The organism is Paraburkholderia bannensis (assembly GCF_014200455.1).
GTDB lineage: Bacteria > Pseudomonadota > Gammaproteobacteria > Burkholderiales > Burkholderiaceae > Paraburkholderia > Paraburkholderia bannensis_A.
Genome location: NZ_JACHBW010000006.1, coordinates 67,517 through 79,978 on the forward strand (window position 1 = coordinate 67,517; position 12,462 = coordinate 79,978).

Genomic DNA, 12,462 nt, shown 5'->3' on the forward strand with positions numbered 1-12,462 from the left:
GAGGAAGCAGGCGTAAAAAAGCGGGGCCGCCAGATGGGCGGCCCCGCTTGCTTTCAGCGACTGAATCGTTAAGCCGCGCGCTTGCGCAAGCGGGACGCAAGATTGAGCGCGGGGCGCTCGAACAGGCGATAGAAGACCCATGCGACCGGCAACACTGCAAGCGTGAAGCCAAACGAAACCCAGATCGACGTTTGCAGTTCCGAGCGGAACAGCCAGGAGCCGAGCAGTACGAAAAGCGGCAGATGGATCAGATAGAGCGAATAGCTGAATTCGCCGAGCTTCGAAAATACCGGCATCAGCACACCTCCCGATGCGAGCGGACGCGACAGCGCCTTGACGAGATAACAGGCAAACGCGCCGGCCCAGAGCTGGAACGCGCCGTACTGGCCGAAATGGAACGCGACGCAACCGGCCACGGCGAGTGCCGCAGCGGCAACATAGGCGAAGCGAAAGCCTTCGTAGCCACGCAGACGCGCTTCCACGATCCAGGCGCCGAGCATCCACGAGAACCAGTACGAGGTAAACAGCACGATGTCGTGCGGCGCGAGCGTCAATGCCGAAACCACGTTGATCACGGCAACGCCCGCGAGTACCGCATTGAGGCCAACGCGGCGGCGCACGGCAAACAGCAGCGGGTAGAGCAGATAGAACTGCACTTCGAGCGACAGCGTCCAGAGCGCGCCATTGGAGCCGTAAGTCTTTCCGGCCACGCCTTGCAGCGAGAACAGATTGACGAGGAACGCCTGCGGTCCGATATCGAGAATCTTGTGGCTCACCGGCGTCATCGTCAGGCTGATCGAATCGGCCACGAAGGTCAGCGCGAGCGCCGCGAGCAGCACCGGGTAGATCCGCACGAGGCGGCGCAGCCAGAATTGCCCGGCGTCGAGCCGGTAGTCAGGATTGGCGAGCAGACGCGACGCCCCGCTGCGATGAATGCAGTAGCCGCTGATGACGAAAAAAATCGGCACGCCCGCCGATCCCCACGCAATCGGGAAGGTGAGCCACGCGGCGATCGTGCCGGGACTGTCCAGACTCGCGTGCATTTGATGAAAGGCGCCCATGCCGATCCAGGTGACCTGGCGGCAATGGAAATACGCTACCAGCAGGGCGGCAAAGCCGCGCAGCGCATCGATCAGATGGTCGCCCGCGATGGCTGCGGGCCGTGCAGCGGCGGCAGGCATGACAGATGCAGGCGGCAGGATGGTTTCGAGTGCGGGATCGCTCATCTTGACAGGTCGCGTGAAGTAGGCCGGGATGGCGTTCGTGGCTCTGAGGGGAGGCTAGTTCACGATCATAGGGATCTCGCGCGAGGAAATTATGCAAAAGTTTTTCAAAAAGTATTCATAGCGCTTATTGGCTGAAACAGCAGCGTTAAGAAAAAATTGGCTGATCGAGTCGAAATAGGGAAATAAAACCTTGTAACGCAAAAGCGATTTATTTGTTCAATTTGAACTGCTAGTTTTTAGGGGATCGCCTATGGTCGATGGAGATTTCGATGAACCTGCATTTGCTGGCCGGCATAGCCGTGCTATTGATACTCGTCGCGGTGTCGGCGTATCGCGAGGCGCTGCGCAACGAGCCGATCCGGCGTTCGCGCACGCAGGCGGGCCGCTTGCCGCCCGTCGATGAAGTCGAGTAGACTGCGCGGGCATGACATTGTCATTGCGTCGCTATTCGAATCGATGGGCTAATTTCTTCATTAGCCTATCGATAACCGGATCAGGAAATTCATGCCGGTTATCCGGCGCGCATGGCAATAATTTCCGCCGTTCTGCCTGCTCTGCGCCATCGGCTTCACATTCTGGTTTTTTCATTTCTTTATTGCTGAAATGGAAATGCGGTAAAACAAGGCAGTACGAAGCGCAACGATGCCGACGCATTCAATATAAAAACTGCCCAACAGAACCCTCGGGGACGCCGGCTTGCCTTGCTGCGAGACCGTTACTCAAACGATCGAACTGGGAATGGACATCATGCTAAAAGTAACCAAAGCGGTATTTCCTGTAGCTGGACTTGGCACGCGCTTTCTGCCCGCCACCAAGGCCAGCCCCAAGGAAATGCTGCCGATCGTCGATAAGCCGCTGATTCAGTACGCGGTGGAAGAAGCGATCGCCGCCGGCATCACCGAAATGATTTTCGTGACCGGCCGCAGCAAACGCGCTATCGAAGATCATTTCGACAAGTCGTACGAGATCGAAGCGGAACTCGAAGCGCGCAACAAACAAAAGCTGCTCGACGTCGTGCGCAGCATCAAGCCGTCTAACGTGGACTGCTTCTACGTGCGTCAGGCTGAAGCGCTCGGTCTGGGCCACGCGGTGCTGTGCGCGGAAAAACTCGTACAGGGCAGCCCGTTCGCCGTGATTCTCGCCGACGACCTGCTGTATAGCCCGAAGCCCGTGATGCGCCAACTGGTGGATACCTTCAACCACTATCACAGTTCGGTGGTGGGCGTGGAATCCATCGCGCGTGAAAACAGCGCCTCATACGGCATCGTGGACGGCCGCGAGTGGGAGGAGGATGTGTTCAAGCTTTCCGGCATCGTCGAAAAGCCCGCGCCGGAAGTCGCGCCTTCGAATCTGGGCGTGGTAGGGCGCTATGTGCTGATGCCGACCATCTTCGACCACTTGCGCGCACTGAAGCCGGGCGCAGGCGGCGAACTGCAACTGACCGATGCACTGCAATCGTTGCTCACGGACGAGCAGGTGCTGGCCTATCGCTATATGGGCACGCGTTTCGATTGCGGCAGCAAGATCGGCTATCTGAAGGCCACGGTGGAATTCGCGCTGCGTCACCCGGAGGTGAAGGACGAATTCGAAGCTTATTTGCAGAATCATCTGCCGCAGGCGCTGGCCGCAGCGGCCTAAGGCTTAGGTGACCTGGCAGGTCTGACTATGGAAAAGCGGCGCGCGCTGCAACAGCACGCACCGCACTCCCATTACGCGTGCGTTTGCCAGAACGCGCGCTGCACGCGCATCACGTCGTCCTCCACATCGGCTACGGGGCCGATCAGATCGACACGCTTCTGGCAGTGATCGAATACATAACGCGACGACACACTCATCGTGGGATTTTCCGCGTGATTGCCTGTCGCTTCCAGCAGCCTTTGCTCCGTCATGCCGAACACCACGCGGCCGATATTGGCCCAGTAGGCCGTGCCAGCACACATGCAGCACGGTTCCACCGAGGTATAAAGCGTGCAGTCCCACAGATAATCCGCGCTGAAATTCATCGCGGCGATACGCGCCAGCACGGATTCCGCGTGATTGATGGTATCCACGTTGCCTTGCTCGATCAACACGGTTTCGTGATCGGGGCCGACCAGGATCGCCCCGAACGGATGGTGGCCGAACGACGCGGCGCGCTCGCCCACGGCCGCCGCGCGGCGCAGGTGACGCACGATCTGCTCGTGCGTGGGTGCGCTACGCGGTGCGGCCTGCATGTTGCTGCTCATTGGGTGTCTCCTGCATGTTTCGTTTAGCGCCGGTTTTAGGGCTTATTTCGGCACCGTGCCGTCCACGCCCTCGACGAACCAGTTAAGGCGCAGCAGATCCGCATCGCTGAGCGATTTGCCCGCCGCCACCCGGATCGCGCCGCCCTGATCCTTGATCGGGCCCGCGAACGGATCGAACTTGCCGGCGATGATATCGTCGCGCTTCGCCGCCAGCGCCTTTTGCGCGGTGGGCGAAACGGCGCCGGTATTGATATCGGCGAGATCGATGGCCTTTTCCTTGAGGCCCCACCAGACCGGCGCATTGGTCCACGTGCCCGCCATCACCTGCTGGACCAGATGCGAGTAATAGACGCCCCAGTTGCTCACGCACGCGCCCAGTTGCGCATTGGGACCGAACTTCTTCATGTCCGAATCCCAGCCGAAGGCGTGGACTTTTTTCTGCTCGGCGGTCTGCATCGTGGCGGTGGAATCGGTGTTCTGGATCAGCACATCCGCGCCCTGGCCGATCAGCGTTTCGGCGGCCTGTTTTTCGCGGCCCGGATCGAACCAGCTATTGATCCACAAGACCTTCACTTTGGCGTTGGGATTCACCGAACGCGCGCCCATCGTAAACGCGTCGATATTGCGCACGACCTCGGGCACCGGCACGGAGCCGACAAAGCCCAACGTATTGGTTTTGGTCGTGTATCCCGCCACGAGGCCCGCAAGATAGGCGCTCTGATAGGTGCGCACGTCATAGGTGGCGAAGTTCGGCGCTTTCTTGTAGCCGGTTGCGTGCATGAAAACCGCATCCGGATAATCCTTGGCGACCTTTAATTCGAAGTCCTGAAAGCCAAAACTCGAACCGACGATGATCTTGTTGCCTTTCGCGGCCAGGTCGCGGAACACGCGTTCGGAATCGGCGGACTCGGGCACGTTTTCAACGCGCGTGACCTTGATCTTGTCGCCGTACTGCGCTTCGACCGCTTTCACGCCCTGTTCGTGCGCGTAGGTCCAGCCGGCGTCGCCGGGATTGCCCAGGTAGACAAAGGCGACGCCCACGGGCGGGGTGGCGGCGTGGCCGATTCCGCTCGTGAGGGCGGCGAACAAGGCGGTGAGGACGGTGGCGCAGGCGCGCCGGACGCGCGTCTTGGGTGCTTTCATGGGTTCTCCGGAAGGGGCAAACTGCGTGCGATGGGAGCCATCTTCACGAACCAAATATTGGGGAAATATTTGTTGCCGTTATCGTCTGTATAACAAAAAGCATATGAAAGGCGAGCGCGACAGATTTCCGAAGCCATAGTGAGTCGAGCGGGCGGGCACGCGGGTTGCGCGCCGCAGACCGGTTTGCGTGTATCGCACTGCCAGCAGGCCAGCCTGGGGCGATGCGCGATGAATTGTGCCAGGCGTCGCCAGGACACGCACGACCCGCGCGGCGCGTGGAACCTGCACAATCCGGCTCGTGCCTCGCTCGCGAGGGGGCGCGCCTATCGAAAAGAAGCGCAAAGAAGCGCAAAGGAGAAGCGGCCATGACCAGGCATCCCGTGGCAGGCAGTGACCATCCCGTGCCGGCCGGCGCACAATGCATCGGCGCGTGCGACCCCACCGAACATTTCGACGTCGTGCTGATCCTGCGCCGCCAGGACGAAGCGGGTTTCCGTGCGCTGGTGGACGGCATCACGGCGGGCGCCAAGGGCGCCCAGCCGGTTTCGCGTGCCGACTACGAGCAGTGCTTCGGCGCTTCGGCCGCCGATGTGAAGCGCGCCGGGGATTTCGCCAGGGCGCACGGCCTCACGGTCGTGAAGGCCGATGCGGGCGCGCGGCGCGTCGTGCTGTCGGGCGCGGTGCAGCAGTACAACGACGCGTTCGGCGTCGATCTGCAGCGCTTCGAGCATCAAAGCGGCAAGCTCAAGCAGCACTATCGGCAACCCGTTGGCCCCGTGCATCTGCCCGACGATATGCACGACATCGTCACGGCGGTGGTGGGTCTGGACAGCCGCGCGAAGGTGCAGCCGCATTTCCGCATCGAATCCGCCTCGCCCGGCGACAGTCCGATCCACGAGCCGATCCGCGCGGCGCGCGCGGCGAACAACGCGTTCACCCCCTTGCAACTGGCCGAGCTCTACGGTTTCCCCGACGGCGACGGCAAGGGCCAATGCATCGCGCTCATCGAAATGGGCGGCGGCTACGCGCAAAGCGATCTGCAGGCCTATTTCAGCGCGTTGGGCGTGCCGCAGCCCAACGTGCAGGACGTCTCGGTCGATCAGATGAAGAATGCGCCCACCGGCGACCCCAACGGCCCGGACGGTGAGGTCACGCTGGACGTGGAGATTGCCGGCGCGCTTGCGCCCGCCGCGCTTATAGCCGTTTATTTCGCGCCGAACAGCGAGGCCGGTTTCGTCGATGCCGTGAGCGCCGCCTTGCACGACAGCCAGCGCAAGCCCACGGTCATCTCGATCAGTTGGGGCGCGCCGGAATCGTCGTGGTCGCAGCAGTCGCTGGGTGCGCTCAACGACGCACTGCAGACCGCGGTGGCGCTGGGCGTGACGGTGTGCGCGGCCTCGGGCGACAGCGGTTCCTCGGACGGTGTGAGCGATGGTGCGGACCATGTCGATTTCCCGGCGTCGAGCCCCTACGCGCTCGGCTGCGGCGGCACGCACGTGACGGCGGCGAATGGGCGCATCTCGCGCGAAACGGTCTGGAGTACCGGTGACAATGGCGCGACCGGCGGCGGCGTCAGCATCACCTTCGCGCTGCCTACGTGGCAAAAGGGCCTGCGACTCGTGCGGGCGAGCGGCGGCGCGGGCGCGCTGGTGCGGCGCGGCGTGCCCGATGTCGCTGGCGATGCCGATCCAGCCAGCGGTTATGCGGTGCACATCGGCGGCGCGGATACGGTGGTGGGCGGTACCAGCGCCGTCGCGCCGCTATGGGCCGCGCTGATTGCGCGCATCAACGCGAACGCAGGCAAGGCGGCCGGCTTTGTCAACGCGAAACTCTACGCGCAAGCCGATGCCTTCAACGACGTCACGAGCGGCAATAACGGCGACTATGCCGCCGCGCCGGGCTGGGACGCCTGCACGGGGCTGGGTACGCCCGTGGGTACGAAGGTGGCCGCCGCGCTGGCATAGCGCGTCCTTTGGCGCGTTCGGTATAGCATCAGCGTGGGCGCGCGCACGCGATGTCGAGGCAGCGCGTCGCAGCGCCCGGCAGTGCTGGCTTCCTGTTTCCGATGGTATCGGAGGCGCTTCGGAAATTTCCGAAGCGAAACATGCGAGCAAGGAGACGACATGAACGACGAGGCTCATTCCACGAAAGGAAACGGCCATGCGCCGGGACCGGCAGGAGGCAATGGCAAGCACCGCAGCCCGGCCGACCAGCCGTGCTTCGATCCCACCGCCTACGGCAACGGCCCCGACGACTTCGTCACCGACGTGACCGAGAACGCGGCGATCACGCATCACGTGATCCAGATCGGCAGCGAGGTGATCGCCTACACCGCGACGGCGGGCCATCTCGTCACCGTGGACCCGAGCAGCTCGCAGCCGAACGCCAGGATCTTCTACGTGGCATTCACCAGGGACGGCGTGCAGGCGCAGGACCGTCCCGTGACGTTCTTTTATAACGGTGGGCCTGGATCATCGTCCGTTTTCGTGCTGCTGGGCTCGTTCGCGCCCAAGCGCATCAAGACCTCGATGCCGGGCTTCACGCCGCCCGCCCCTTATACGGTCGAAGACAACCCGGACAGCCTGCTCGACCGCAGCGACCTGATTTTCATCAACCCGGTTGGAACAGGGTATTCGGCGGCGATCGCGCCGCATCACAACCGCGACTTCTGGGGCGTGGATCAGGATGCGGATTCGCTCAAGCAGTTCATCAAGCGCTATCTGAGCGCGAACGATCGCTGGAATTCGCCGAAGTTTCTCTATGGCGAATCGTATGGCACGGCGCGCAGTTGCGTGCTCGCGTATCGTCTGCACGAGGACGGCGTGGACCTCAACGGCATCACGCTGCAATCGTCGATTCTCGACTACACGCAAAGCGGCAACCCGATGGGCGCTCTGCCCACGGCGGCAGCCGATGCGTGGTACCACAAACGACTGGGCGTGAAGCCCGCGCCCAAGGATCTGGACGCCTTCGCAGCACAGGTCGCGCAATTTGCGCGCACCGATTATCGGCTCGCGCTGCAAAAATTCCCCGATCCGGACAATGCGGCGCTGCCCGCCACGCTCAAGACGCTTTCGCAATACACCGGCATCGATACGCAAACGCTCGAATCCTGGAATCTGGATATCGCGGCCTACGATAGCCGCGGCAACTCGCTGTTTCTCACCTCGCTGCTCAAGGACAAGGGCGTGGCGCTCGGCTCCTACGACGGTCGCGTGACGGCCATCGATACCGGTATCGCCGGCAATATCGATCCGAACTCGGGCGGCAATGATCCAACCATGACGGCGGTGAGCGGCGTCTACACGGCGATGTGGAACAGCTACCTGAATGAGCAGTTGAAGTTCCGCACCAACTCGTCGTTTACGGATCTCAACGATCAGGCCTTCAAGAACTGGGACTTCGGCCATATCGATCCAACCGGCGCGCAAAAAGGCCTGGATGCGCAGGGCAATATCGTTCTCTACACGGCGGGCGATCTGGCCGCTGTGATGGCGCTCAATCCCGATCTGCGCGTGCTGTCCGCGAATGGCTATTACGACTTCGTTACGCCGTTCTATCAGACCGTGATCGACCTGCAGCAGATGCCGTTGCTCGACCAGAAGGTGCGCAATAACCTGAGCGCACGTTTCTATCCATCAGGTCATATGGTCTATCTGGATGGCGCCTCGCGCACCGCACTCAAGGCCGATCTGACGAAGCTTTATCAGAGCGCGGTGACCGACCAGCCGGCGATCGCGCGCATTCGCGCGTTGCAGCGCATGAGCACGCTGAGCGCGATGCATCATTGAGTGCGTGGAGCAGGGCCGCGCGGCGCCAGGCGCTAGTCGAGGCGCCCGCGCGCCATCGCCTCCAGACATGCGCGCGCGTCGCCCTGCACGATGCGCGCCGCGCAGGCGATCATCAGATTCTTTGGCAGACCGAAATCTTCCACCAGATAACCCCGCTCGCACACGCGTCCCTGCGCGCCCGGCTGCGAGGGCACGCGTTCGCTCAGCGCGCCTTGATCCGTGGTGTAGGCCCAGATTTCCTTGCCGAGCGCGGCGGCGAAGCCGATCTCGAAGGCCGTGCCCGAGTCCGGTTCGCCGGGCCCGCGGAAGTCATCGACGTTGGCCATGACGATATCGGCGCTGCGAATGGCATCGACATTGGCGCGATAGATCCAGGCGGCCTGGCGCGGGCCGTCCAGATCGGCGGGCACCTGCGCGTCGAGCGGATAAAGCCCCTCGAAGCCGAATTCCGCGCAGGCGGCGACCAGACGCGCGCCGTGTTCGACCGCGTCGAGGCGAAACACGTCGAAGCCCGCGAGATAGACGCGCGGACGGCGCGGCGAAGTGGCAAGAGTCATCACGTGTGTTCCTCCAGACGAGTGTTTCGATATACGGCTTGAATACCGTGAAACCCGAAAGCCGATTCTAGCGTGCGGTTGCCGGGCGATGCAGATTGAGCGAAGTTGTTCCATTTCCTGCAACCTTGTCACGCGCCCCCCACCCATTCCTACGTGGTGTGAGTCGGGCCTCTCCAGACAAGGAGACCGACTCTTCGCAGACACCAAAGCTGTCATCAGCGGGAGTGCGCCCGGCCGGGACCGCGCGGATATCCTCTCTGATCTCATCGAAGCTCACGCCGGGCGTTGTGCGCGGTCTCGCGCCTTCTCGAACTCATTGCCACCCTCGCGCCGGTCGTTATGGGCGAACTGCCGCCCGCACTGCGGCGCTGGCCGTTCTTCGTGCAGGGTTCGACGTGGCCATCATGACCCGCCTTCTGCGCGGGTGATTCGCGCGTGACCGCTGGTGCGTCTTGTCAACTGATTCCCGGCGAATTCCCCGACTATTTTGCGGCTTGTCATTCAGCCCAAATTTTTAGCCCGAATCTGATTTTTTCCTAACGAAAGCCGGGGAACGATCCTGAAACTGCGCAACGGATGTTCCGTTATGTGCTGTCAGGAGTCCACACTTGAATTCACGCGATCCATTAGTGGTGCGTCCAGGTATCGACGTTCACCAGTATTACAGCCTCGACATTCCCTCATCGCCGAGCGCCGCCCAGGCCGACATCTATGCGTTCACAGGCACGCGCGGCATGGGCGTTCCAACGAAATACGTGATCCAGTTCACGCACCCGCAGCGTGACCTGCCGCGCAGCGACTTCATCATGAAAACGGCGGCGTTCGTCATCCAGCCGCCGCGCGCAAACACTTGGGATCCGCCCGAGGACGCGCGCAAGGTCTACGGCGTGATTACCGGCTTCGCGCAGCTTGCGGGCAATCACGATCAGACGATGTACGAAGTGACGCTTGAATCGCGTCTGGCGTTATTGCGCAACATGCCGCGCCAGCGCTTTTTCTTTGACAAGAGCGAGCCGGAAATCATCCAGCAGATTCTGGGCGAACACAAATTCAATCAGGTATTCGCGGACTTCGATAACCGCACGCACGATGGAGGGTCCAAAAAACGCGGGCGTGCGCAAGGTTTCGGAACACTTCCATTACGACGCACGCGGCCGGCTCGTGACGGCGCAGACCGAGGGCAGCACCGTCCGGCTGCACCATGACGACGCGGGCAATGTCATCGCCGAGGAGCAGCAGTTCAGCGCCGACTCCGGGCTGGACTACCTCACGGTCACGCGCCACACGTTTGACGCGCTCGGCAACCGCACGGCAACGGTGCTGCCGAACACCCGCACCATTGACTGGCTGCGCTACGGCTCGGGCCACGTTCACGGCGTGCTGCTCGACGGCGCGCCGCTGGTGGACTTCGAGCGCGACCAGCTTCACCGCGAGACAGGACGCACGCATGCGGCGTTCAGCCAGACGCGTGAATACGATCCGATGGGACGCCTGACGCGCTTCGTGGCGAAACCGGCGAACGCAGCGAGCCCGCATGATCGCATCGCCGAGTGGCGGCTCTCGTACAGCGCGGCGGGGCACCTCACCCGCATCGAGGATCACAGCCGCGGCGCGACGGATTACACCTACGACCCGGTCGGGCGGCTGCTGAAGTCGGTGACACCCGATCTGACGGAAGTGTTCGCGTTCGACCGCGCGGGCAATCCGGTCGACCCCGGAAAGGTCGCACCGAGGCCGGTCGTTGAGACACCTGCGGAACTGGCCGAACGCCGGGCCCGCGAGGCGGCCGAGGACGAAGCGTGGATGCGCGCGAATCCGGACGGACTGCTGCCGTTGCGCTACAACGCGCGCGGCAACGAAGACAGGCGCAAGCTCGAGGCGTGGGAGAAGTCACTGCCGCGTTGCGTGGGCGATGTGCTCCGGGAACTGAACCGCACGCGCTATGACTACGACGCGTGCGGCAACCTTGCCAGCCGGGTCGAACCGGACGGCACGACCTGGTTGTACCGCTATGACGCCGCGAACCGGCTGACACAGGCGAGTCGCTACGCGAAGCCGCCGAAGGCAGAGGAACTGCCGCGCATGGAGCCGACTGACAGCGGCGGCGTCCGCTTCATCGAAGCGAGCGTGCGGCCTCAGCTGGAAGTCAGCTTCGGTTACGACGCGTTCGGACGGCGCACGAAAAAGAATGTAACGCGGGCCAATGGCGAGATCGATCGAACGTTCTTCACGTGGGACGGCGATGTGCTGCTGATGGAGGAGCGCTTCCACCTGCCGGTTAAGCGCGAGCCCATCTATCGCGGCCCCGAATATCGACGGTCGAAGATCGTTCGCGAGGACCCGGAAGATGCGTATTCGCTGCCGGTCGCGCAGCGCATGCACACGCTCGACACGCACCACGAATGGCGCGCAGCGTCGCTGTACCTGCACGAGCCGGGCACGTTCGTGCCGCTCGCGCGGCTCGATGAAAGGCTGGTGGAACCGGCGTTCCTCGCGACCGGTACGGATGGCGGCTTCGTGCAGGTTCCGGCGAAGACGCGGCACGCGACGCTGTTCTACCAGAATGACCACCTGGGCACGCCGCAGGAGCTGGTGGACGCGTCGGGCAAAGTGGTGTGGCTCGCGCGGTACAAGGCGTGGGGCGGGAAACGGAACGCACCCTACGGCAAGATCGATCCGGCTGAGGCGGAAAACCCAATCCGCTTCCAGGGGCAGTATCTTGACGAAGAGACGGGGCTACACTACAACCGCCATCGGTATTATGATCCTGGCACGGGACGGTTCATCAGCAAGGATCCGATTGGGTTGCTAGGAGGGATCAACGCGTATCAATATGCGCCCAATCCGGTGCAGTGGATTGATCCGCTTGGGCTTTCGGGAATAGATGTCTACCGGGCAATGAAGACTGGAGGCGATGGCCTCCCTGTCGCGGAACCGACTGCGCGCGGGCTTGGTGCGCGCCCCGGTGTAGATATTCCGGTTGACTCCAGTGGGATGGTTCATCCAGACACAGGCGGAATTTCAGTTGCGCCAGAATCAGCAAGTAATCTTCCACCACATAGGCGCCCTTCAAATCTAGGCGGCACTGGGAAAGATTGCGCCTGCCGTTTAAACACGGCGAATCTCCCGAAAAATTTAAAATATGTGCAAGATAGTGCTACGCATGGCACTATCCAACCAAGCACAAGCATGTCTTTATCCGATTACCAATCGGCACTTGGTTCGACTCGTGAAAAATGGGTGAAACAATGATGGCCGAACTTGATAGCGTTCTGGATAAAGAATTGCGTGATGCAATAGAGAAAGATTTCGATCTTGCCTTGATGCGGACTATCTTGGTGAAATATCGGGAGAAAGGATTTGGCTCGGCGTCTGTGTATGAAATGCTTGATGCAATGAGGAGTAACGCCGCTGAAGATGCTGAAGACAGAATTCTAGAGCTTATGGATATCGTGTCCGGCTTCTGCTCTTCCAACATGCGAGTATGGTAATGAACGAAGGGCCGCTGACGCGGCCCTTC

11 protein-coding genes are annotated in these 12,462 nt (G+C 61.9%); 7 read left to right on the forward strand and 4 right to left on the reverse strand.

Going from position 1 to position 12,462, the window contains the following annotated elements:
* Positions 1 to 68 precede the first annotated feature (68 nt).
* Positions 69 to 1,226 (reverse strand): acyltransferase, encoded by a 1,158-nt coding sequence (locus F4827_RS11690; protein WP_183724106.1) that lies wholly within the window; start codon positions 1,224 to 1,226, stop codon positions 69 to 71.
* 269 nt (positions 1,227 to 1,495) lie between these two features.
* Here F4827_RS11690 and F4827_RS11695 point away from each other — a divergent pair, with 269 nt between their 5' ends.
* Both F4827_RS11695 and galU read left to right on the forward strand, forming a co-directional pair.
* Complete coding sequence (locus F4827_RS11695; RefSeq protein WP_183724107.1) at positions 1,496 to 1,639, forward strand: hypothetical protein; 144 nt, start codon at positions 1,496 to 1,498, stop codon at positions 1,637 to 1,639.
* 334 nt (positions 1,640 to 1,973) lie between these two features.
* On the forward strand, positions 1,974 to 2,864 hold the full coding sequence (gene galU / locus F4827_RS11700; RefSeq protein ID WP_183724108.1) for a UTP--glucose-1-phosphate uridylyltransferase GalU: 891 nt from the start codon (positions 1,974 to 1,976) through the stop codon (positions 2,862 to 2,864).
* A gap of 71 nt (positions 2,865 to 2,935) precedes the next feature.
* On the opposite strand, the gene F4827_RS11705 is transcribed toward galU, so the two are convergent.
* Positions 2,936 to 3,451 carry a nucleoside deaminase gene (locus F4827_RS11705; protein WP_183724109.1) on the reverse strand — a complete coding sequence of 172 codons (516 nt, stop codon included), beginning with the start codon at positions 3,449 to 3,451 and terminating at the stop codon, positions 2,936 to 2,938.
* Between the two features lie 42 nt (positions 3,452 to 3,493).
* Positions 3,494 to 4,594, reverse strand: coding sequence for a BMP family ABC transporter substrate-binding protein (locus tag F4827_RS11710; RefSeq protein ID WP_183724110.1), 1,101 nt, complete (start codon positions 4,592 to 4,594; stop codon positions 3,494 to 3,496).
* A gap of 365 nt (positions 4,595 to 4,959) precedes the next feature.
* On the opposite strand from F4827_RS11710, the gene F4827_RS11715 reads away from it, so the two are divergent.
* The gene (locus F4827_RS11715) at positions 4,960 to 6,558 is read left to right on the forward strand and encodes a protease pro-enzyme activation domain-containing protein (protein WP_183724111.1); all 1,599 of its coding nucleotides are present in this window, start codon (positions 4,960 to 4,962) and stop codon (positions 6,556 to 6,558) included.
* 159 nt (positions 6,559 to 6,717) lie between these two features.
* Entirely contained in the window at positions 6,718 to 8,385 is a 1,668-nt protein-coding gene (locus F4827_RS11720) for a S10 family peptidase (protein WP_183724112.1), read from the forward strand.
* A gap of 32 nt (positions 8,386 to 8,417) precedes the next feature.
* Here the strand turns inward: F4827_RS11720 and F4827_RS11725 are convergent, their stop codons facing one another.
* The gene (locus F4827_RS11725; protein WP_183724113.1) at positions 8,418 to 8,942 is read right to left on the reverse strand and encodes a nucleoside 2-deoxyribosyltransferase; all 525 of its coding nucleotides are present in this window, start codon (positions 8,940 to 8,942) and stop codon (positions 8,418 to 8,420) included.
* Positions 8,943 to 9,550: 608 nt separating this feature from the next.
* On the opposite strand from F4827_RS11725, the gene F4827_RS11730 reads away from it, so the two are divergent.
* The 3 genes from F4827_RS11730 to F4827_RS11740 are packed head-to-tail and all read left to right on the forward strand — an operon-like array spanning position 9,551 to position 12,433.
* Positions 9,551 to 10,147 carry a contractile injection system protein, VgrG/Pvc8 family gene (locus tag F4827_RS11730; RefSeq protein ID WP_221303663.1) on the forward strand — a complete coding sequence of 199 codons (597 nt, stop codon included), beginning with the start codon at positions 9,551 to 9,553 and terminating at the stop codon, positions 10,145 to 10,147.
* Positions 10,104 to 12,194: an RHS repeat-associated core domain-containing protein gene (locus F4827_RS11735; protein WP_311673190.1), complete on the forward strand. Its 2,091-nt coding sequence runs from the start codon at positions 10,104 to 10,106 to the stop codon at positions 12,192 to 12,194. The genes F4827_RS11730 and F4827_RS11735 overlap by 44 nt, the downstream gene beginning before the upstream one ends.
* The gene (locus F4827_RS11740) at positions 12,191 to 12,433 is read left to right on the forward strand and encodes a hypothetical protein (protein WP_183724115.1); all 243 of its coding nucleotides are present in this window, start codon (positions 12,191 to 12,193) and stop codon (positions 12,431 to 12,433) included. Before F4827_RS11735 ends, F4827_RS11740 begins: the two co-directional genes overlap by 4 nt.
* Positions 12,434 to 12,462 lie beyond the last annotated feature (29 nt).